The organism is Solilutibacter pythonis, assembly GCF_003697345.1.
In the GTDB taxonomy this organism is placed as follows: Bacteria; Pseudomonadota; Gammaproteobacteria; order Xanthomonadales; family Xanthomonadaceae; genus Solilutibacter; species Solilutibacter pythonis.
On the sequence record NZ_RFLY01000001.1, the window covers coordinates 1 to 21578 of the forward strand.

Annotated in this window: 19 protein-coding genes, 1 tRNA gene and 1 pseudogene; 14 read left to right on the forward strand and 7 right to left on the reverse strand. The window is 64.5% G+C overall.

The window, feature by feature from the left end:
• Nucleotides 1-89, forward strand: an 89-nt coding sequence (locus EBB59_RS00005; protein ID WP_147455472.1) for an IS3 family transposase, incomplete at its 5' end; no start/stop codon positions are given.
• A gap of 72 nt (nt 90-161) precedes the next feature.
• On the opposite strand, the gene lpdA is transcribed toward EBB59_RS00005, so the two are convergent.
• From lpdA to EBB59_RS00025, 4 genes are all read right to left on the reverse strand, one after another.
• Nucleotides 162-1592, reverse strand: a complete 1431-nt coding sequence (gene lpdA, locus EBB59_RS00010; RefSeq protein ID WP_122100121.1) for a dihydrolipoyl dehydrogenase — start codon at nt 1590-1592, stop codon at nt 162-164.
• A 63-nt stretch (nt 1593-1655) separates the two neighbouring features.
• Complete coding sequence (gene sucB / locus EBB59_RS00015; RefSeq protein ID WP_122100122.1) at nt 1656-2855, reverse strand: dihydrolipoyllysine-residue succinyltransferase; 1200 nt, start codon at nt 2853-2855, stop codon at nt 1656-1658.
• A gap of 39 nt (nt 2856-2894) precedes the next feature.
• The gene (locus EBB59_RS00020) at nt 2895-5732 is read right to left on the reverse strand and encodes a 2-oxoglutarate dehydrogenase E1 component (RefSeq protein ID WP_122100123.1); all 2838 of its coding nucleotides are present in this window, start codon (nt 5730-5732) and stop codon (nt 2895-2897) included.
• A gap of 288 nt (nt 5733-6020) precedes the next feature.
• Nucleotides 6021-6659 (reverse strand): energy transducer TonB, encoded by a 639-nt coding sequence (locus EBB59_RS00025; protein WP_122100357.1) that lies wholly within the window; start codon nt 6657-6659, stop codon nt 6021-6023.
• Nucleotides 6660-6765: 106 nt separating this feature from the next.
• Between EBB59_RS00025 and serS the strand changes: the two genes are divergently transcribed.
• From serS to EBB59_RS14045, 5 genes and pseudogenes are all read left to right on the forward strand, one after another.
• On the forward strand, nt 6766-8055 hold the full coding sequence (serS, locus tag EBB59_RS00030) for a serine--tRNA ligase (protein ID WP_122100358.1): 1290 nt from the start codon (nt 6766-6768) through the stop codon (nt 8053-8055).
• Between the two features lie 18 nt (nt 8056-8073).
• Nucleotides 8074-8973 (forward strand): annotated as a pseudogene (locus tag EBB59_RS00035) (LysR family transcriptional regulator); the annotation flags it as partial.
• 227 nt (nt 8974-9200) lie between these two features.
• Nucleotides 9201-9290, forward strand: a tRNA-Ser gene (locus tag EBB59_RS00040).
• Nucleotides 9291-9309: 19 nt separating this feature from the next.
• Nucleotides 9310-9543, forward strand: coding sequence for a toll/interleukin-1 receptor domain-containing protein (locus EBB59_RS14040; RefSeq protein ID WP_211327660.1), 234 nt, complete (start codon nt 9310-9312; stop codon nt 9541-9543).
• Between the two features lie 69 nt (nt 9544-9612).
• Complete coding sequence (locus EBB59_RS14045; protein ID WP_211327661.1) at nt 9613-10113, forward strand: hypothetical protein; 501 nt, start codon at nt 9613-9615, stop codon at nt 10111-10113.
• Nucleotides 10114-10902: 789 nt separating this feature from the next.
• On the opposite strand, the gene smpB is transcribed toward EBB59_RS14045, so the two are convergent.
• A complete protein-coding gene (gene smpB, locus EBB59_RS00050) occupies nt 10903-11406 on the reverse strand; it encodes an SsrA-binding protein SmpB (RefSeq protein WP_122100125.1) in 504 nt (167 codons plus the stop codon).
• Between the two features lie 46 nt (nt 11407-11452).
• Here smpB and EBB59_RS00055 point away from each other — a divergent pair, with 46 nt between their 5' ends.
• Both EBB59_RS00055 and EBB59_RS00060 read left to right on the forward strand, forming a co-directional pair.
• Nucleotides 11453-11887 carry a type II toxin-antitoxin system RatA family toxin gene (locus tag EBB59_RS00055; RefSeq protein ID WP_281273196.1) on the forward strand — a complete coding sequence of 145 codons (435 nt, stop codon included), beginning with the start codon at nt 11453-11455 and terminating at the stop codon, nt 11885-11887.
• Between the two features lies 1 nt (nt 11888).
• Nucleotides 11889-12170 (forward strand): RnfH family protein, encoded by a 282-nt coding sequence (locus tag EBB59_RS00060; RefSeq protein ID WP_122100127.1) that lies wholly within the window; start codon nt 11889-11891, stop codon nt 12168-12170.
• 31 nt (nt 12171-12201) lie between these two features.
• Here EBB59_RS00060 and EBB59_RS00065 read toward each other — a convergent pair whose 3' ends face one another.
• Nucleotides 12202-12570, reverse strand: a complete 369-nt coding sequence (locus EBB59_RS00065; RefSeq protein WP_122100359.1) for an outer membrane protein assembly factor BamE — start codon at nt 12568-12570, stop codon at nt 12202-12204.
• A 174-nt stretch (nt 12571-12744) separates the two neighbouring features.
• Between EBB59_RS00065 and fur the strand changes: the two genes are divergently transcribed.
• The gene (gene fur, locus EBB59_RS00070; RefSeq protein WP_122100128.1) at nt 12745-13149 is read left to right on the forward strand and encodes a ferric iron uptake transcriptional regulator; all 405 of its coding nucleotides are present in this window, start codon (nt 12745-12747) and stop codon (nt 13147-13149) included.
• Nucleotides 13150-13285: 136 nt separating this feature from the next.
• On the opposite strand, the gene recN is transcribed toward fur, so the two are convergent.
• Nucleotides 13286-14956, reverse strand: a complete 1671-nt coding sequence (gene recN, locus EBB59_RS00075; protein WP_122100129.1) for a DNA repair protein RecN — start codon at nt 14954-14956, stop codon at nt 13286-13288.
• A gap of 420 nt (nt 14957-15376) precedes the next feature.
• On the opposite strand from recN, the gene EBB59_RS00080 reads away from it, so the two are divergent.
• From EBB59_RS00080 to EBB59_RS00100, 5 genes are all read left to right on the forward strand, one after another.
• Nucleotides 15377-16249, forward strand: coding sequence for a class I SAM-dependent methyltransferase (locus EBB59_RS00080; protein WP_211327662.1), 873 nt, complete (start codon nt 15377-15379; stop codon nt 16247-16249).
• 320 nt (nt 16250-16569) lie between these two features.
• Nucleotides 16570-17082: a nucleotide exchange factor GrpE gene (grpE, locus tag EBB59_RS00085; RefSeq protein WP_122100130.1), complete on the forward strand. Its 513-nt coding sequence runs from the start codon at nt 16570-16572 to the stop codon at nt 17080-17082.
• Between the two features lie 98 nt (nt 17083-17180).
• Nucleotides 17181-19112 carry a molecular chaperone DnaK gene (dnaK, locus tag EBB59_RS00090; RefSeq protein WP_122100131.1) on the forward strand — a complete coding sequence of 644 codons (1932 nt, stop codon included), beginning with the start codon at nt 17181-17183 and terminating at the stop codon, nt 19110-19112.
• An 84-nt stretch (nt 19113-19196) separates the two neighbouring features.
• A complete protein-coding gene (gene dnaJ / locus EBB59_RS00095) occupies nt 19197-20321 on the forward strand; it encodes a molecular chaperone DnaJ (RefSeq protein ID WP_122100132.1) in 1125 nt (374 codons plus the stop codon).
• 119 nt (nt 20322-20440) lie between these two features.
• Nucleotides 20441-21574: a cytochrome-c peroxidase gene (locus tag EBB59_RS00100; RefSeq protein ID WP_122100133.1), complete on the forward strand. Its 1134-nt coding sequence runs from the start codon at nt 20441-20443 to the stop codon at nt 21572-21574.
• Nucleotides 21575-21578 lie beyond the last annotated feature (4 nt).

Genomic DNA, 21578 nt, shown 5'->3' on the forward strand with positions numbered 1-21578 from the left:
ACATTCACTACTACAACCACGACCGCATCATGCTGAAACTGAAAGGGCTGAGCCCGGTGCAATACCGAACCCAGCCCTTGGCAGCGTAAGCTATCAACCGACCGTCCAATATTTGGGGGGCAGTTCAATCGGGCGCCGTTCCTGTGCAGGGTTGGGCGTGGTCAATTCGCCTTGTGGATCGCGCGTTTGTCCACCGCCATCGCCGCGTCGTGCACCGCTTCGGAAAGCGAGGGGTGGGCATGGCAGATGCGGGCCAAGTCGTCGGCGCTGCCCTTGAATTCCATCGAAACCACGCCTTCGTGCACCAGCTCGGAGACGTTCGGGCCGACCAGGTGCATGCCGAGGATGCGGTCGGTCTCGGCATCGGCCAGCACCTTGACGAAGCCGATCGGCTCGGCCATCGCCACCGCGCGGCCGACCGCCGCGAACGGGAAGCTACCAGCCTTGTAGGCGATGCCTTCGGCCTTCAGTTGTTCCTCGGTCTTGCCGACCCAGGCGATTTCCGGCTCGGTGTAGATCACCCACGGGATGGTGTCGAAGTTGACGTGGCCGGGCAGGCCGGCGATCAGCTCGGCCACCGCGATGCCTTCCTCGAAGCCCTTGTGCGCCAGCATCGGGCCGCGCACGCAGTCGCCGATCGCCCAGACGCCGTCGACCCCGGCATGGCAATGCGCGTCCACTTCGATGCGGCCGCGCTCGTCGAGCTTGACGCCGGTGCCTTCGGCCAGCACGTCCCGGGTGGCCGCGCGGCGGCCCACCGCCACCAGCAGCTTGTCCACGGCCAGGGTCTGCTCGCCCTTGCCGTCGTCGTAGGTGAGCACGACTTCGCCGCCCTTGACCTCGGCCTTGCCGACCTTGGTGCCGAGCTTGATATCGAGCCCCTGCTTCTTGAATTCGCGGGCCGAGACCTTGGCCACTTCCTTGTCGGCGGCGGCGAGGAAGTCCGGCAGCGCCTCGAAGATGGTGACTTCGGAACCCAACCGGTTCCACACACTGCCCAGTTCCAGCCCGATCACCCCGGCGCCGATCACGCCAAGGCGCTTCGGCACTTCGGTGAAGTCCAGCGCGCCGGCGTTGTCGACGATGTGCTCGCCGTCGAACTTGGCGAACGGCAGCTCGATGGAATCCGAGCCGACCGCGAGGATGACGTTGGTGCCCTTCAGCTCGACTTCCGAGCCGTCGTGTTGCTTCACCTTCACCAAGTTACCCGGCTGCAATTGGCCGAAGCCGTAGTAGGCCGTGACCTTGTTGGCCTTGAACAGCGCCGCGATGCCGCCGGTGAACTGCTTCACGATCTTGTCCTTGCGGCCGATCATGGTGGCGACGTCCATTTTCGGATCGGCGAAGGAAATGCCGTGTTCCTTGAAGAGATGGCCCATGTTCCAGAACTGGCGGCTGGAATCCAGAAGCGCCTTGGACGGGATGCAGCCCACGCGCAGGCAAGTGCCGCCAAGCGCCGGCTGGCCGTCCTTGCCGAGCGCGGCGTCGATGCAGGCGGTCTTCAGGCCCAGTTGGGCGGCGCGGATCGCGGCGTGATAGCCGGCGGGGCCGCCGCCGATGACGATGACGTCGAATTGCTGTTGTTCGCTCATGATTCTTCGTTCCTTAGCGGTCGCGAATGAGGAACCCCGCGACGTGCGCGGGGTCTCGTCGGATCACATGCCCAACAGCATGCGGTTCGGGTTTTCGAGCTGGTTCTTGATGTCCACCAGGAACAGCACCGCGTCCTTGCCGTCGATGATGCGGTGATCGTAGCTGATCGCGATGTACATCATCGGCGCGGCCACGATCTGGCCGTTCTCGACGATCGCGCGTTCCTTGATCGCGTGCATGCCGAGGATGGCCGATTGCGGCGGGTTGACGATCGGGGTGGAAAACAGCGACCCGAAGGTGCCGCCATTGGTGATGGTGAAGGTGCCGCCCTGGAGGTCTTCCAGCTTCAGCCCGCCTTCACGCGCGGCCTTGGCGAAACCGGCGATGCCCGCCTCGATCTCGGCGAAGTTCATCCGCTCGACGTTGCGCAGCACCGGCGTCACCAGGCCCTTCTCGGTGGACACCGCCACGGAGATGTCGGCATAGCCGTGGTAGATGATGTCGTCGCCATCCACCGAGGCGTTGATCACCGGGTACTTCTGTAGCGCGTTGGCGGCGGCTTTGGCGAAGAAGCTCATGAAGCCGAGCTTGATGCCGTTGGCTTTCTCGAACTGCTCGCCGAGCGCCTTGCGCATCTTCATCACTTCGGACAGGTTGACCTCGTTGAACGAAGTCAGCATGGCGATCGAGTTCTTCGACTCCATCAGGCGCTCGGCGATGCGCTTGCGGATGCGGGTCATCGGCACGCGCTCTTCCGGGCGGGCGCCGCCGCCGATGCCGGCGGTCTTGCCGTTGGCGAAGTTGATCAGGTCTTCCTTGGTCACGGCGCCGCGGCGGCCGGTGCCTTCCACCTGCGCCGGATCGATGCCCTTGGATTCGGCGGTGAAGCGCGCGCCCGGCGGCAGTTGCGAAGTCTGGCCGGCGGCCGGTGCCGGCGCGGCCTTCGATTGTATTTCCTGCGGGCCGGCGGCCGGGGTTTCCTGCTTGGCGGGCGCGGCTTCGGCCTTCGGCACCTCGGCGACCGCGCCTTCCTCGATCACCGCGATCACCTGCTGGCTGGTCACGGTGGCGCCGGCGTCGAACTTGATCTCCTTCAGCACGCCATCGGCGGGCGAGGGGACTTCCAGCACCACCTTGTCGGTTTCCAGGTCGACCAGGTTCTCATCGCGCTTGACGGCATCGCCGACCTTCTTGTGCCAGCCTGCGATGACGGCGTCGGAAACGGATTCGGGAAGAACCGGGACTTTGATTTCGGTGGCCATGTGCTTGTCCGATTGGGAGTTCAGTAGGAATGATGAAGGTTATTCGATGCCGGGATCGGCGCCGGGGGCGTTGACCAGGGCATCGGCAATCAGTTTCTGCTGCTCGGCGAGGTGGTCGCTGAAATGGCCGGCGGCCGGCGAGGGCGAACGCGCGCGGCCGGCGTAGGCCAGCGCTTGGCCCTTGGCCAGGCAGGCTTGCAGGTGATGGCGGATCTGGAACCAGGCGCCCTGGTTTTGCGGCTCCTCCTGGCACCAGATGACGTTGCGGGCCTTCGGGTACTTCGCCAGCTCGGCTTTCAGCAGGGCGCGCGGGAACGGATACAACTGCTCCACGCGGACGATCGCCGCATCGCTCTGGCCGCGCTTGTCGGCGTCTTCCAACAGGTCGTAATAGACCTTGCCCGAGCACAGTACGATGCGTGTGACCGCCTTGGCGTCGGCCTTGGCGTCGGGGATGAGGTGCTGGAACCGCCCGTCGGCCAATTCCTCCAGCGTGCTGGTCGCCAGCTTGTGGCGCAGCAGCGACTTCGGCGTCATCACCACCAGCGGCTTGCGGGTGGTCATGCGCATCTGCCGGCGGATCATGTGGAAAGCCTGCGCAGGCGTGGTCGGCACGCAGACCATCATGTTGTTGAGCGCGCATAGTTGCAGGAAGCGCTCCAGGCGCGCCGAACTGTGCTCGGGACCCTGGCCTTCGTAGCCGTGCGGTAGGAACAGGGCGATGTCGGACAGGCGGCCCCATTTGGCCTCGCCGGAGGCGATGAACTGGTCGATGACGACCTGCGCGCCGTTGGCGAAATCGCCGAATTGCGCTTCCCAGATGTCCAGCGTGTTGGGGTCGGTGGTGGAATAGCCGTACTCGAAGGCCATCACCGCCTCCTCGCTGAGCAGCGAGTCGATGATGGTGGCGTCCTCCGGGTTTTTCACCAGTTGCTGCAACGGCACGTAGTCGCTGTCGGTCTTCTGGTCGTGCAGCACGGCGTGGCGGTGGAAGAAGGTGCCGCGGCCGGAATCCTGGCCGACCAGACGCAGGCGGTAGTTCTCGTCCAGCAGGGTGGCGTAGGCCAGATTCTCGGCGAAGCCCCAGTCGCCCGGCTGATCGCCGGCGGCCATCTTGCGGCGGTCGTCGTAGATCTTGGCGACGCGCGGATGCAGGCTGACGTCGGCTGGGATGGTGTTGATTCGCTTCGCCAGCGCATCGAGCTTCTGGCGCGCGACGCGGGTGTCCACGGCGTCGTCGATCGACCCCTTGAGCAGCTTGCTCCAGTCCGGGGCGAAATCGTCCGGTACCACCTTGATCACCTCGGCGGTGACTTCACCGGCATCCAACTTGTCGCGGTAGGCATCGGCCACCGCCTTGACCCCGGCGGCATCGAGCAGGCCCTCCGCGATCAGCGTATCGCCGTATTTGTCGCGGGTGGTCTTCATCGCGCGGATTTTCTGGTACATCAGCGGCTGGGTCGCGGCCGGCTCGTCGGCTTCGTTGTGGCCGTTGCGGCGGTAGCAGACCAGGTCGATCACCACGTCCTTGCCGAAACGCTGGCGGAAATCGAAGGCCAGCTCGGCGCAGAACGCCACCGCCTCGGGGTTGTCGCCGTTCACGTGCAGCACCGGGGCGCCGACCATCTTGGCGACGTCGGTGCAGTAGAGCGTGGAACGGGCGTCCTGGCGCTCGCTGGTGGTGAAGCCGACCTGGTTGTTGATGACGATGTGGACGGTGCCGCCGACCGCGAAGCCGCGCGCCTGCGACATCTGCAACAGCTCCATGCCCACGCCCTGGCCGGCGAAAGCGGCGTCGCCGTGCAGCAGCACCGGCAGAACGTGCTTTCGGGTCTCGTCGTGGCGGCGCAACTGGCGCGAACGCACCGAGCCGGCCACCACCGGATTGACGATTTCCAGGTGGGAGGGGTTGAAGGCCAGCGCCAGGTGCACCGGACCGCCGGGCGTCGCCACGTCGGCGGAGAAGCCCATGTGGTATTTGACGTCGCCGGTATGGGCGCGGTCGTGCTCGGGGTGCTCGAACTTGCCTTCGAATTCGTTGAACAGCGCGCGCGGCGGCTTGCCCAAGGTGTTGACCAGCACGTTGAGGCGGCCGCGGTGGGCCATGCCGATGACGATTTCCTTGACCCCGGCCTGGCCGGAGTGGCGGATCAGCGTGTCCATCATCGGGATCAGCGAATCGCCGCCTTCCAGCGAGAAGCGCTTCTGGCCGACGTACTTGGTGCCGAGGTAGCGTTCCAGGCCCTCGGCGGCGCTCAGGCGTTCGAGGATGCGCAGCTTGTCTTCCTTGCCGCGATTGAATTGACCGGCGGCGGCTTCCAGCCGCTCGTACATGAAGCGGCGCTGCTCGGCATCGGCGATGTGCATGAATTCGGCGCCGATCGGGCCGGTGTAGGTCGCCTTCAGCGTGGCCAGCAGGTCGGCCAGCTTCATCCGCTCCTGGCCGGCGATACCGCCTGTGGAGAATTCGCCGCCCAGATCGGCGTCGGACAGGCGGTGGAAACCCAGCGTGAGGTCGGGCGCGTCCGGGTGGGTGAGCATGTCCAGCGGGTCGATCCGCGCCGCCAGATGGCCACGCGAACGGTAGGCGGTGATCAGCCGGCCGACGTTGCGTTCGCGCTCGTCGCCAGCCGCGGGGGCCACGCCCGGGGCCAGGCCGCGGGCAGCCTGACGGCCCGCATGGGCGACGGCATCGGCGATCACCGAGTGGGGAACGTCACCGGCTTCGCGGCCTTTGAATTCGTCGAACCAAGCCTTCCACTTCGCCCCGACGCTGTCGGGCGCGGCTAGGTACTGCTCGTAGAGATCTTCGATGTACGCCGCGTTGGCGCCAAGTTGGGAAGACCGGGCAAACTGCTTCAGAAGGCTATCCGCCATTTCCAGTATTCGCTTTTGCGTGACCGAGGGGCCAAGTCGCTGATTTTCATCCGGTTTTGTGAAAATCCGGAAAATTCAAGCTGAATGGCCGGTTGAAAGGGGGTGAAATTATAGTCCCAGGGATATGGCGGATGCACCCGCGACAAAGCCGAAACAGGCCCGGAATCACTTATTGGCTGAAGTTCCAGACCACAACCAGCGCGGCCAGGGCGATCACGATGAGCGCCAGCCACAGGCCGGGCGTGGTTGGGCGGGGCGGACGCGGAGGCTGCGGCATCGGCAGCCAGCTCAGGGCGTGAATTGGATCGGCACGGTGACGCGCCCGACGCTGGGCTGGCCGTCCTCTATCGCGGGGTTGAAGCGCCAGCGGCGAACGGCATCGAGCGCGGCGCGGTCGAGATCGCGCGAGCCGCTGCCGCTGGCGATGCTGACCGAGGTCGGCATGCCATCCGGGCCGACATCGACGTTCACCCGCACCAGCCCGCCGGTGCCCGAACGCAACGCGGCCGCCGGGTAGCGCGGTGCGGGTTGGCTGACCGGCTCCGGCGCCCGGTCGACGCCGCGGGCGGCGATCGGCCCGGTGGCGGGGCTGGTCTCGGGAGGCGACGCCGGGGCGGCGGCCGGCGGCGGTGGCTCGATGATCCGCGCCGCTTGCCCGGCGCTCTCGGCCGGTGCTTCCGGCAATTGGCTCGCGCCATCGCCGCTGCGCGCGGGCAGCGGGGCCGGCAGCGGGTCGAATACCTGCACCTGGCCATCCTGTGTCTGCCCGGCGGCGTTCGGGTCGGCCTTGTAGAAGTTTTTTCCACGGTCGATGCGCCAGATCAGCATGAACAACAGGAGGCCGATGCCCAGCGCGGCCAAGGCGATCCAGAGCAGATGGCGGCGTTCGATCAGGCGCGCCGGCGCGCGTGGAGGAGCGGTGTTCATGATGGAAATGATGGCGAGGGAAGCGCTGATTCTGGCATCCCGTTCGTGAGCATTGCGCCAATCGCGGCGATAATGGCGGCTTCCAGACATGATGGCCGGCCTCCCGATGCTCGATCCGCACCTGCTTCGCAACGATCCCGAAACCGCCCTCACCGCTTTGGCCCGCCGTGGCGTCGAGCTCGATGTCGCCGCGTTCGCCGCGCTGGAGGCCGAGCGCAAGGCGATTCAGGTGCGCACGCAGGAATTGCAGAATCTGCGCAATACCCGCAGCAAGGCGATTGGCGCGGCCAAGGCCAAGGGCGATGATGTCGCGCCGCTGTTGACCGAAGTGGCCGGCTTCGGTGAGGAATTGAAAGCCAGCGAGACCCGTCTCGACGCCATCCGTGCCGAAATGGAAGGCTGGATGCTGGCATTGCCCAATCTGCCCGACGCCTCGGTGCCCGATGGCGCGGACGAAAGCGGCAACCTCGAACAACACCGCTGGGGCGTGCCGCGCGTTTTCGATTTCGAAGTGAAGGATCACGTCGCGCTGGGCGAGCGCAATGGTTGGCTCGATGGCGAGACGGCCGCCAAGCTGTCCGGCGCCCGTTTCACCGTGTTGCGCGGGCAACTGGCGCGGCTGCACCGGGCGCTCGCCCAGTTCATGCTCGACCTGCACATCGGCGAGCATGGCTACCAGGAGATCAGCGTGCCGGTGCTGGTCAATGCCGATTCGATGCGCGGTACCGGCCAGTTGCCGAAATTCGAGGACGATCTGTTCTCGACCGTGGTGGGCGAGGGCGAAGCGGCCTCGAAACGCTACCTCATTCCCACGGCCGAAGTGCCGCTGACCAACATCGTCCGTGACGCGATTGTCGCGGACGATGCGCTGCCGCTGCGCATGACCGCGCATTCGATGTGCTTCCGCGCCGAGGCGGGCAGCCACGGCCGCGACACGCGCGGCATGATCCGCCAGCACCAGTTCGAGAAAGTGGAGCTGGTATCCATCGTCAGGCCCGATGAAAGCGCCGCCGAACTGGAGCGTATGACCCGCGCCGCCGAGGCCGTGCTGGAAAAACTCGGTCTGCCGTATCGGCGCATGCTGCTGTGCGCCGGCGACATGGGCTTCGCCGCGCAGAAGACCTACGACCTCGAAGTCTGGCTGCCTTCGCAGAATACCTACCGGGAGATTTCCTCCTGCTCCAATTGCGGTGATTTCCAGGCGCGGCGGATGCAGGCGCGCTGGCGCAATCCCGTCACCGGCAAGCCGGAACTTGCGCATACGCTCAACGGTTCCGGCACTGCCGTCGGCCGCGCACTGATCGCGGTGATGGAGAACTGCCAGAACGCGGATGGCGGCATTGACGTGCCGGAAGCGCTGCGCCCATACATGGGCGGCATCGAACGGCTGGCCTGAGCCAGCGGGAGATCGACGGTGCAGGACCTCAACGATCTCTATTACTTCGCCGCGGTGGTCGATCACGGCGGTTATGCCGCCGCCGAGCGGGCGCTGGGCATCCCCAAGTCGCGCTTGTCGCGGCGTATCGCCCAGCTTGAGGAAGACCTCGGCGTGCGCCTGCTGCAACGCTCGACGCGCCGCTTCGCCGTTACCGACGTCGGCCTGAGCGTGCATCGCCACGCGCAGGCGATGCTGGCCTCGGCGCAGGCCGCGCGCGAGGCGGTGGCGCAGTTGAGCAGCACGCCGCGCGGGGTCGTTCGCGTCAGCGTGCCGGTGATGATGGCGCAGGAGGTGATGCCGGCGATTCTGCCGGGCTTTCTCGCCGCGCACCCCGAGGTGCGGTTGCAGATGCACGTCAGCAACCGCCGCGTCGACCTGATCCAGGAGGGCTTCGACGTCGCCCTGCGCGTGCGCAGCAAGCTGGACGACGATGGCAGCCTGGTATTGCGCAGCTTCGGCCACGACCAGCAATTGCTGGTCGCAAGCCCCGATTACCTGCGTCGGCACGGTTGGCCGCAGACGTTGGAAGACCTCGGCGCCCACACCCTGCTGACCGCCCTGGAGGACGAAGCCCGGCAACGCTGGGACCTGCATGGGCCGGAGGGGGAGGTGCGCAGCGTCGAGATACGGCCACGCTTCGCCGCCTTCGACTTCAACCTGTTGCGCTCGATGGTGAAGCGCGGCCTAGGCATCACCATGCTGCCCGAGCTGGCCTGCGCCGAGGCCGTCAAGGCCGGGGAACTGGCGCTGGTATTGCCGGACTGGAAGCTGCCGGAAGGCATCATCCACGCCGTGTTCCCCTCGCGGCGCGGCATGTTGCCGGCGGTGCGCGCCTTCATCGACCACCTGGCCGCCACGCTGCCGGCGGAACTCGAATGCCGGTGCTGCCGACCCGCCGATGCCCCCACGAACAAGAACGGCATGTCAAAATAGCGCCGCAGTGTACTTCCGCGCGGCACGGGGGGCAGGGCAGAGGCCGGTCTAAGCGGCCGAGGCCCTTGGCTCCGGTATTCCGGCCCAAGGGTGGAAAGCAAAAGGGTACGCTGCAAGAACGAACGTGTTGGGGTGAAAGCGGGAGGCCTCCCGCAAGCACCTCCAGCAACGGTGGGTTGGCCGAGTGGTTGAAGGCACTAGTCTTGAAAACTAGCAAGGGGGTGACCCCTTCCAGGGTTCGAATCCCTGACCCACCGCCATCACTACAGACGGGAACCGATGACTCACAGAATCTTCCTGAGTCATGACCACAATGACAAACCGCTAGTCGAAGCGGTAGCACTGAAGCTGGCGGACATATTCGGTCAGGATCAAGTGTTCTATGACTCTTGGTCGATTCGTCCCGGCGACAGCATCATTGACCAGATGAACAAGGGGCTTGAGGCTCCCGAGTTCGTGTTCTTCTTCGTGTCGGTTAACAGCCTTGCGAGTGGGATGGTAAAGTTGGAATGATAGAACACACTCTACTCTGCATCGAAGGGTAAAACGCGGATCGTGCCCGTACGAGTTGATGGCAGTGACATGCCTGCTGTCCTCAAACAAACACTGTTCATCGACATGCATACCGTTGGGCTTGAAGTCGCAATTGCGCAGATCGTCAGCGTTACTCAAGGCCATACCTCGTTTACCCCGCAGTATCAGGGGTTCTCAAACCTTACCTATGTTCAATCCGCTATTGAAAACGGTTCAATCGAAGTAACGATTCAAGCCTCGCGCCTGATGGAGCCTAATCCAGGTTTCGCGTTGATAGTCACGAATGTGGAAAATGAGGTGTCGGGGTCTATTAAAGGTCAATCTGCATTCGTTGGAGGGTTCAATAAAGATGCCTTCAATCTCGTAAACGGAGGAACCGTGAATACAGTGTTTTTGCGGCCTGTTGCTGCATCACTGACACCAACACAGCCGCTCAGACTTGTGCTTAAAAAGACTGGAGACAAGGCCATCAACCTGATTGGTGTGCTTCATCAGAGGGGCGAAAACACATGGGCTTCTGTTCCTGTTGCCCAGTTCAGGCCATCTTGAACAGTCGAGCTTGGTAATCGGGTATGCCCGAAAATATCTAACGATAACAACAGATTGCAAGGATTGCTGCAAGCGCTTTGCAGTTACCCCTAATACATCTCGCCTTTTCGTCACGTCGTGCAATGCACCGGGGCGGATCAACGAAAAGTGCCGCGTGGGCAGACGGTGGGCAATTGGTGTCGGTAATGTGATGCGGTTCACTCACCGACTGCCCTTTTTGCATCTGCTTATCGGTGGGCATGCTTAGAAGTACTACTCATGCAAGCTGATACCCTGGCCTCCGAGTGGCTTTGCGAGCTGTTCAACTACACCCCGAGAACCACCGATCACTTAGTACTGACAAGGTTGCCGAGCTTCTTGGCGTTCGCTGCGACACACTGGAGCAGCACCGTCTCAACGGCACTGGCCCGAGTATGGCGCACTCCCATCACATATGTTGGATATCCGCACGGCACCATGCAGATGGATATGGGTGTCGTGGAGCGTATGCCTGGAAACATAATGCAGATAGTGAAGGCGGCTCCCGTCGATCTTGGCTGGCATGCAGGTTTGGAGCTTCAAGTGCGGAAATCCCGGTGGCTGGCATGTTCCGCATATCGTTCGAACCCGACTTTGCGATACCAGAGGCATCCATCTGAAACCCGTTGAGTCGCCCGTGACGTGTAGGCGTAGGGGGGGGTATAGGGCAAGTGCCTCGTGCGGCGCTTGAACGACATGTGATAAGGCCCTCCAATCCAAGGTTTTTTTGGATTTCCGGGGGAGGGCTGGCTCATCAGAGAGGATGCCTTTTCAGGCGTATTTGTTGTGTTTGCGCATCAGTTGTTGTTTTTCGCGGTTCCAGTCGCGCTCCTTGCTGGCGGCGCGTTTGTCGTGGGCCTGCTTGCCCTTGGCCAGGGCGATCTCGGCCTTCACCTTGTTGCCTTTCCAGTAAAGCGCGGTCGGCACGATGGTGTAACCGTCGCGCTGGACGCGGCCGATGAGATTGTCGATCTCGCGCCGATGCAGCAACAGTTTGCGGTTGCGACGGTCGTCGGCGCGGACATGCGTGCTGGCCTGGATCAGCGGGGTGATCTGGGCGCCGAAGAGGAACATCTCGCCGTCCTTGATCAGTGCGTAGCTCTCGCCGATGTTGGCGCGGCCGGCACGGATCGCCTTCAGCTCCCAGCCTTGCAACGCCAGCCCGGCCTCGAAGCGTTGCTCCAAGTGGTATTCGTGCCTGGCCCGCTTGTTCAGGGCGATGGTGGGGTTCTTTGCCGTATCCTTGCCGGTCTTGTTTTTGTTGGTCTTGCTCATCGCCGCATTGTCGCCGATGACTGGCCGGTTTGCAGTGAGGACGAGGGTGACGAACAAGATCGAACGCAGCGCGCTGGTGATGCGCCCGGCCGAGGCGATGTATGCATTGGTGGTGGATGTCGAATCGTATCCGCGCCGTTTCGGTTGGTGCCAGTCCACCGAACTGATCGAACGCGGCGAGGACACCATGAAGGCGCGGATGGACGTGCAACTGGCCGGCTTCAAGACTTGGTTCATCACCGAGAACACCATGGAGCCGGGGCGCTGGATGGAGATGCGCCTGGCCGATGGCCCGTTCAAGCGGCTTTACGGGCGCTGGGAGTTCAAGCCTTTGTCCGAACAGGCTTGCAAAGTGTCGCTGGTACTGGAGTTCGAACCGGCTTCCAGCTTGCTTGGTCCGGTGATCAAGCTTGGCATGCAAGGCTTGGCCGACCGCATGGTGGACGATTTCGTTCGCACCGCGATGGCCGAAGCCGCCTGAGATGAAAGTCGAAGTCGCCGCCGCCTGGCCGAATCGCGTCACGTCGCGCCACGTCGAGCTGGCCGATGGGGCGAGTGCCGCCGATGCGTTGGCTGCCTCCGGGCTGGGCGAGGGCTATCCGCTGGCCGGCATGGCGGTGTTTGGGCGTCGCGTCACGGCCGATGCCGTGTTGCGTGACGGCGACCGCCTGGAGCTGTTGCGCGCGCTGGTCATAGACCCGAAAGAAGCGCGTCGTCGCCGCGCCGAGACCGCCCGGACCATGAAGACGAAAGCCCGCGGTTAGCGGGCTTCGTCATGCCTGCGGCGGTGGGCGCTCAACGGCCGCGTTGCTTCTCTTTGCGCAGGTTGGGGCCGAATTCGCGGTTGGCGCGCCGCGCCAGTTCGGCGTCCTGGTTGGGGAAGTAGTCGCCTTCCCAGCGAGCCACGGTGTCGTTCTGGAAATGCACCACGAAGTTCTTGACCTCGGTCTTGCCGATACGGCCGCGACGCTGGGTGCTGGTGTAGTCCCAGCGATCGTGGTGGAACGGGTCCTCGATTGCCGGAGTGCCGAGCATCGCGGCCACCTGCTGCTTGCTCATGCCCACCTGCAACTGCTCGACGGTGCCCTTGTCCAGTAGGTTGCCCTGGTAGATCGGTTGGCGATAGACGATGCCGCAACCGGCGACGCCGGTGACGAGCGCCATCGTCACGACGAGCTTGGAGGCAAGGGAAAACCGGCGGTTGCGCATGCGGCGGGACTGTTCGATAAGGTTGGGCGATAATACACGCAAGCCCGCACGAGTTCAGTCGTGCGTTCCCCTTGGCCTGCCCGCCGTTCAGATGATTGCCACGGCACATGTGTACCCGACGGAGACCGAATGGACAACGAAGATATCCGCAACGCCGGCTTGAAAGTGACGCACCCGCGCGTGCGCATTCTCAACCTGCTGGAGAACGCCAAGCCGCGGCACATGACCGCGGAGGACATATATCGCCAACTGATCGCCGGCAACGAGGACATCGGCCTCGCCACCGTGTACCGGGTGCTGACCCAGTTCGAAGCCGCCGGGCTGGTGCTCAAGCACAATTTCGAAGGCGGTGGACAGGCGGTCTACGAGCTTGATCGCGGCGACCACCACGATCACATGGTCGATCTCGATACCGGCAAGATCATCGAATTCGAAAGTACCGAGATCGAACGCCTGCAGCGCGAAATCGCCACCCGCCATGGCTACGTGATCGAGGATCACGCACTGGTGTTGTACGTGCGGAAGAAGAAATAAGGCGACGGCTTCGCCCTCCTGCACGGTGGCCGTGCCCGCGCCGGCCGCATGTCCGTCCCGTTTCGGTGGGCGCGCGCGGCATGCGGGCGTGCTCAGCCGGTGGCGGCCGCCAGCCTTTGTTTTCGCGTTCGCCGGGCTATGTCACGTCCGCCAGCAGGCTGCGCGCCGCCGCACGGGCGGCATCGCTGATGTGGACGCCGCCCAGCAGGCGGGCGATGTCCTCGACCCGGCCGTCGCCATCGAGCCGTTCCACCTGGCTCATGGTGACGTCGCCGGCGCTGGCTTTCCTCACCCGCCAATGCGCGTGTCCCTGCGCCGCCACCTGCGGCAGGTGAGTCACGCACATCACCTGCGCGCGCGCGCCCAATGCCCGCAGTTTGCGCCCGACCACCTCGGCGACGCCGCCGCTGATGCCGCTGTCGACTTCGTCGAACACCATGGTCGGCACGGTGTCGATGCCGATCGCGGCCACTTCGATGGCCAGCGAGATGCGCGAGAGTTCACCGCCCGAGGCCACTTTGCGCAGCGGCTTCGGTGGCTGGCCGGGATTGGCGGCGAACAGGAATTCGCTACGCTCGGCGCCCAGCGCGTTCGGCGCGAGTCCGGCCTCGGGTAGCAACGCGATGTGGAACTCGGCGTTGCCCATGCCCAGCTCGTGGACGATGGCGGCGGTGGCCGTCGCTAGGCGTTCGGCGGCGCCGGCCCGGGCCGCGCTCAATTTCTCCGCGGCCTTTCGCCATGCGGCTTCGGCGGCGGCGATTTCGGTATCGAGGCCGGCAAGGCGCGATTCGGCGCTTTCCAGCCGCTCCAGTTCGTTGGCGATGTTTTCGCGCAGTGTCGCCAGTTCGTCGATGCCGACCCGGTGCTTGCGCGCGAGCGCGTGCAGGCGTTGCAGGCGGGCGTCGAGTTCGGCGAAGCGGCCGGGATCGAGGTCGAGATCGTCGCCAAGGCGGGTGAGGGCGTCGGCGGCTTCGTCCAGCGCGATCGCCGCGGATTCCAGCATGGCGTCGATCTCGGCCAGCCGGGGTTCGTGGGCGATGGCGCCGGCCAGCGTGGCGCGGGCGCGATGCAGCAGGGCGAGTGCGTTGGTCTCGTCGGATTCGCTCAATAAGGCCCGCGTCTCGGCGTTGGCGGCGAGCAGTTCGGTGCCGTGGGCTTGGCGGCGGTGCTCGGCATCGAGCGCGACCAGCGAATCGGCGTCCAGCGTTTCGTTTTCCAGCTCGCGCCACTGGTGGCGGAGAAATTCGAGCCGCTCGCCGACATCGCCACGGTGGTTCAGTTCGTCGCGCTCGCGTCGTAGCGCCTGCCAATGGGCGGTGGCCTCGGCGACGGCTTTCAACAGCGCTTGGTGGCGGCCGTAGTCGTCGAGCAGGCGCAGTTGCGCGGGGCGCGAGAGTAGGGCCTGCTGGGCGTGCTGGCCGTGGATCTCGACCAGCAATCCGGCCAGTTCCGCCAGTTGCGTGGCGTTGGCCAGCCGGCCATTGATCCAGGACTTCGAGCCACCATCGGCGCGCAGTACGCGACGCAGCTGGCAGCCGCCTTCTCCGTCGTCCATTTCCTGTCCGGCAAGCCAGGCGCGCGCGGCTGGTGCGTCGGCCAGATCGAATTCGGCCGAAAGCTCGGCGCGTTCGGCGCCGTGGCGAACCACGCCGGCATCGGCGCGTTGGCCGGAAAGAAAGCCCAGCGCATCGACCAGCAGCGACTTGCCGGCCCCGGTCTCGCCGGAAATCACGGTCATGCCGGGGGAGAATTCCAGTTCGGCGCGCTGGACGACGGCGAAATCGGCGATGGCGAGGCGGGTCAGCATGCCGGATAGCTTAATCGGCTGCGTCGCAAAGAGTGAGAGGGCATCCAGGCGGTTGGGGAAGCGCCCGGGCCATGCGGGTGACAGGCTGGGGGAGGGACTCAAGGCCCGCTGGCGCGAGTCTGCGGCGAGTCTGCGCTCCGGGTATTGAGTCGTCGTCGCGCAACCCGATATTTTTGGGGAGTCGTATTGTGCGAAGCTCGGTATTGGCCGTGATTCATTACCGCTGCCATGCGCCGCACAGAGAGGCGATAAAAAATCACGATTGCTCAATTGGCCGTGAGTGCTTGTGCCATACTCGCGGCAAGCGCGGGGGGCGCTTTTTGCGTATTCGTGTCTCACGTGCCGTTATCTGGTGCAAATGGCGGGGGCGTTGCTTTTCCAGTCAACGGTGGGCTTGGGTTTTACGGGGAGTACGTCGTTATGAAGGAAATGATCCACCTCGATGGGGTGCCGGAGACCATGCTCTGGACGCTGTACAACCGCGCGACCGAGGCGTTGCGTCCCGATGCTTGGATAAAGGATCCTGAAGCGGTCAGGATCTACCAATCCATTGCGTACGATTATGCTCGCAGCTTCGGTGTCCCCGATAGTTCGCACGCGGTGCGTTCGCTGATGTTCGACGAAGTGGTGGGGGCCTGGATGAAATCGCATCCCGGTGGAACGGTCGTGGAACTCGCATGTGGTCTGGAAACCCAGTTTCATCGCTGCGACGACGGACGGGTTCGCTGGCTGTGCGTGGATGTGCCCGAGGCGATCGATGTGCGCGAGCGTTTCCTGAGCCCTTCGGAGCGCTGCCGCCACCTGCGCGGCAGCGCGTTCGACGAGCATTGGATGGACGAAGTGGACCCGTCGCGCGGTGTTTTCGTGACGGCGCAGGGCTTGTTCATGTACTTCGAGGAAGCCCAGATCAAGACACTGGTCACGCGTATCGCCGAGCGGTGGTCGGAAGTCGACCTGATGTTCGACATGCTTCCCCGATGGTTATCGCGCAAAACCCTCTCGGGTCTGTGGGCGACCCCTCATTACCGGGTGCCGCCCATGCCGTGGGGAGTGAATCGCGATGAGATCGCGCCGCTGTTGAAAAGTTGGAGCAAGCGTGTCGTATCGGTGGCCGAAGCGCCGTATCGGCGGTATCGCGGGTTTCCCGAAGCGTTCGTGCCGCTCATTGCTTATGTGCCGCTGCTGTGGAAGTACCTTCCCAACATCGTGCACGCGCGTTTCTCCTCCAGCGAAGAAAACCTCGCATCGCGGGCCGGGCTGGGAGGCGTGGGAGTCGATGTGCCTGCCGGGTAGTTCCAGTCGAGTGGTATCGAAGGGACGCTTTGGTCTCCAACGAAATTTCGCGGTGGCGTGCGGAGTGCGGCCGGAGGCTGCCGGTCGCCTGGGGCGGGGTGGTGTCGAACTGGCTGGGCGCGAGGTGGCGGGCGTTTGCCAGATGCCGCAACTGTCGTTCGGGGGGGGGGCATGGATGTGCGGTGGCGGCATGGGGGCGGGAGGTCGCCACCGATGCAGGAAGCGCCTGAGCCGAGGCGTCGCCGGGGCCGGCGCTCACGAGGATGTGCCTCGCCTTGAAACCCGTTCAGCCCGGCCTTACGTCCAGGGCATTGGCCCACATGGATGCTCAATCGATGACCACCGAATCAGATTTCGATCCCAACGATGCCCGCCCGCTTGACCCTGGGGGCGATGACATCGAGGCGCTCAAGGCCGAGATCGAACAGCTCAGGGCGCAGTCCCTGTTGGAACGCGCCGACTTGGAAAATCAGCGTAAACGCATCGCGCGCGACATCGAAATGGCGCGCAAGTTCGCCAACGAGAAGCTGCTCTCGGAGATGATTCCGGTATTCGACTCGCTCGAAGCCGGCCTGGCGGCGGCGCCGGCCGACGACCCATTGCGCGCCGGTCTCGAACTGACCCTCAGGCAGTTGCACGAAGTAACTGGCCGTAATGGTCTGGCCGAAGTCGCCCCGCGGCCGGGTGAGGCTTTTGATCCCGGGCAGCACAATGCGGTCAGCCAGGTGCCGGCGGAGGGCATCGCCCCCGGCGCGATCGTCCAGGTGTTCCAGAAGGGTTATCTGCTGAACGAGCGCCTGTTGCGTCCGGCGATGGTGGTGGTCGCGCCCTGATGGGCGGGGTTGATCCCTTGAATCGTCTCCCGCTATCCCCAGATAGCAAGCATCGCGGCATCGCCGCCCAAGACATCCACTTTCAGAGGTAAACACACATGGCCAAGATCATCGGCATCGACCTCGGTACCACCAATTCCTGCGTCGCCGTCATGGAAGGCGGCAAGGCCCGCGTCATCGAGAACGCGGAAGGGGACCGCACCACGCCTTCCATCGTCGCCTGGACCAAGGACGGCGAAGTGTTGGTCGGCGCCAGCGCCAAGCGCCAGGCGGTGACCAATCCCAAGAACACCTTCTTCGCGGTGAAGCGCCTGATCGGCCGCAAGTTCACCGATGCCGAGGTCAAGAAGGATCTCGACCTGGTGCCCTACGCGATCATCGCCCACGACAATGGCGACGCCTGGGTCGAGACCAGCGAGGGCAAGAAACTCTCGGCGCAGGAAGTCAGCGCCAAGGTGCTGGAGAAGATGAAGAAGACCGCGGAAGCCTTCCTGGGCGAGACGGTCACCGAAGCGGTGATCACTGTCCCGGCCTACTTCAACGACAGCCAGCGCCAGGCCACCAAGGACGCCGGGCGCATCGCCGGCCTGGATGTCAAGCGCATCATCAACGAGCCGACCGCCGCGGCGCTGGCCTATGGTCTGGACAAGGCTGGCGGCGATCGCAAGATCGTGGTCTACGACCTTGGCGGCGGCACCTTCGATGTTTCGATCATCGAGATCGCCGATGTCGATGGCGAGAAGCAGTTCGAGGTGCTGGCGACCAACGGCGACACCTTCCTGGGTGGCGAGGATTTCGACAAGCGCGTCATCGACTATCTGGTGGAGGAATTCCAGAAGACCGATGGCGTCGACCTGCGCAAGGACCCGCTGGCGCTGCAACGCCTGAAGGATGCTGCCGAGCGCGCCAAGATCGAGCTGTCCACCAGCCAGCAGACCGACGTCAACCTGCCGTACGTCACCGCCGACGCCAGCGGCCCGAAGCACCTCAACATCAAGCTGAGCCGCGCAAAACTCGAAGCGTTGGTGGATGACTTGGTCAAGCGCACCATCGAGCCGTGCCGGGTGGCGCTGAACGATGCGGGCCTCAAGGCCAGCGACATCGGCGAGGTGATCCTGGTCGGCGGCCAGACCCGCATGCCCAGGGTGCAGGCGGCGGTGGCCGAGTTCTTCGGCAAGGAGCCGCGCAAGGACGTCAACCCGGACGAGGCCGTGGCGCTGGGCGCGGCGATCCAGGGCGGCGTGCTGGCTGGCGATGTCAAGGACGTGTTGCTGCTCGACGTGACCCCGCTTTCGCTCGGCATCGAGACGCTGGGCGGCGTGTTCACCAAGATCATCGAGAAGAACACGACCATCCCGACCAAGGCCAGCCAGACCTTCTCGACCGCCGACGACAACCAGTCCGCCGTGACCGTCCACGTCTTGCAGGGCGAGCGCGAGCAGGCGCAGTACAACAAGTCGCTGGCGCGCTTCGACCTGACCGGCATCGAGCCGGCCCCGCGCGGCATGCCGCAGATCGAGGTCAGTTTCGACATCGATGCCAACGGTATCGTCCACGTCACCGCCAAGGACAAGAAGACCGGCAAGGAGCAGAAGGTCGAGATCAAGGCCGGCTCGGGCCTGTCCGACGAGGAAATCCAGCGCATGGTGGCCGATGCCGAAGCGCACCGCGAAGACGACAAGAAGTTCCAGGAGCTCATCGCCGTCCGCAACCAGGCCGATGCCCTGATCCACACCACCCGCTCGGCGATCAAGGACAACGGCGACAAGGTGCCGGGCGAGGTGATCGGCCGCGCCGAAACCGCCATCGCCGATCTGGAAGCCGCGATGAAGGCCGATGACAAGGGCCAGATCGAGACCAAGTCCAAGGCGCTGGAAGAGGTTGCGCAGTCGTTGTTTGCCGCCGTTGCGGCCGCCGGCCAGGCATCCGGCCCCGAGGCGGGCGCCGGCGCGCAGCCGGGCGACAACGGCAATGACGATGTGGTGGACGCCGAGTTCACCGAAGTCAAGGACGACGACAAGAAGGCCTGATCGGATATCCCGACCGGACATGGGCGACGGGCAGGCCGCACGGCCTGCCCGTTCGCGTAGGTGAAACAGGAAAATGCAGCAGCGATGAGCAAGCGCGACTATTACGAAGTCCTCGGGGTTTCCCGCACCGTGACCGAGGCGGAACTGAAGGTGGCTTACCGCCGGGCGGCGGCGAAGCACCACCCCGATCGCAACCACGGCAACGAGAAGGTCGCCGAGGTCGCTTTCAAGGAATGCAAGGAAGCCTACGAAGTGCTGTCCGATGCGCAGAAGCGCCGTGCCTACGACCAGTACGGCCACGCCGCGTTCGAGCATGGGATGGGCGGCGGCGCGGGGCATGCCGACGTCGGCGATATCTTCGGTGACATCTTCGGCAACATTTTCGGTGGCGGTATGGGAGGCGGCCAGCGCCAGCGGCGCGGCGCGGACATCGGCTATCGGCTCGATCTCGACCTGGAGGAAGCGGTGGCCGGCCTGCAAAAGAAGATCGAATTGCCGACCTTGGCCGAGTGCGACGACTGCCACGGCTCCGGCTCCGAGGACGGCAAGCTCGACACCTGCCCGCATTGCGGCGGGCGCGGGCAGATCGTGATGCAGCGCGGCCCGTTTCGCATGCAGCAGCCCTGCCCGCACTGCATGGGGCGCGGTCAGGTCACGGCCAATCCTTGCAAGAGCTGTCATGGCAACGGCCGTGTCCAGCAGGAGAAGGTGCTGGAGGTGAGCATCCCCGCGGGCGTGGACAATGGCGACCGTATCCGTTTGTCCGGCGAGGGCGAAGCCGGGCCGGCCGGTGTGCCGCCTGGCGATCTGTACGTGGAAATCCGCGTGCGTCAGCACGACATCTTCACCCGCGAGGGGGACGACCTGCATTGCGAGGTGCCGATCCGCATCTCGCAGGCGGCGCTGGGCGATACCGTGCGCGTGCCGACCTTGAGCGGTGAAGCCGACATCCGCATCCCGGCCGAAACCCAGAGCGGCAAGGTGTTCCGCTTGCGCGGCAAGGGTGTGAAGTCGGTGCGCAGCCGCCAGGAGGGCGATCTGTATTGCACCGCGATCGTCGAAACCCCGGTCAACCTGACCAGTGAGCAGCGCGAGTTGCTCGAAAAGTTCGAGTCCACCTTCGCCGGCGAGGGCGCGCGCAAGCATTCGCCCAGGCACAGTACTTTCATCGATGGGGTCAAGGGTTTCTGGGATCGGATGACCGGTTGACGGCCGGTCGCCAGGCCGGGCGGGGCGATGTGAAATCCTGACCTGAATACGGGTCTGATCAAGATCGCCCCGGGGCTTGCGGCCCACTATGAAGCGTAATCCCCCGAAAGGAACGCGTCATGTCGATATCCGTATTGCGGCCCGCCATTCTTGCTTCTGCACTCGCCCTGGCGGCTTGCGGCCAATCCGCCAACAACCCGCCTTCCGCCGCCGAAACGGCGCGCGCGCCAGCATCGGCCAGCAGCGAACCGGCGGTGGCGAAAGGTCCCGAGGCCGCCCCGGAGTTGCTGACCCGTGCCCGAGCCTTGTTCCAGCCGATACCGGACAAGGCGCCCGACCCTGCCGGCAACCCGGTGACGGCGGACAAGATCGCGCTCGGCAAGATGCTGTATTTCGATGGCCGCCTGTCGTCGAGCGGGGTCATCAGCTGCAATTCCTGCCACAACCTCGGCATGGGCGGTATCGATGGCGTACCCACTTCGATCGGCCACGGTTTCGACAAAGGGCCGCGCAACGCGCCGACGGTCTACAACGCGGTATTCAACGTCGCCCAGTTCTGGGATGGCAGGGCGGCCGATCTCAAGGCGCAGGCGCAAGGGCCGGTACAGGCGGCGGTGGAAATGAACAGCAAGCCGGACGTGGTCGAGGCCGTGTTGACTAGCATGCCGGGTTATGTCAATGCGTTCAAAGCCGCTTTTCCCGGCGAGGCCAAGCCGGTCAATTTCGACAATATGGCCAAGGCCATCGAGGCTTTCGAAACCACATTGACCACGCCGGGCGCGGCGTTCGACGAGTTCCTGAAGGGCGATACCCGGGTGTTGAGCGCCGAGCAGCAGGCCGGTCTCAAGTTGTTCATGGACAAGGGGTGCGGCAATTGCCACAACGGCGTGAATCTTGGCGGGCAGGCTTATTTCCCGTTCGGTGTGATGAAGAAGCCCAGTGATGAAGTACGCCCGAGTGGCGACCGCGGTCGTTTCGCCGTCACCCAGACGGCGAGCGACGAATACGTTTTCCGCGCCGCGCCGTTGCGCAATATCGCCGCGACCGCGCCGTACTTCCATTCCGGCACGGTCTGGAACTTGCGGGAGGCGGTCAAGATCATGGGCGACTCCCAACTGGGCGCGAGCCTGAGCGATGAAGAGGCCAACAACATTTATCTGTTCCTGCAATCGCTGACCGGCAAGATGCCCAAGGTGGACTATCCGCAGTTGCCGGAGCGTAGCGACAACACGCCGCCGCCGCCGGGTTATTGAGGCC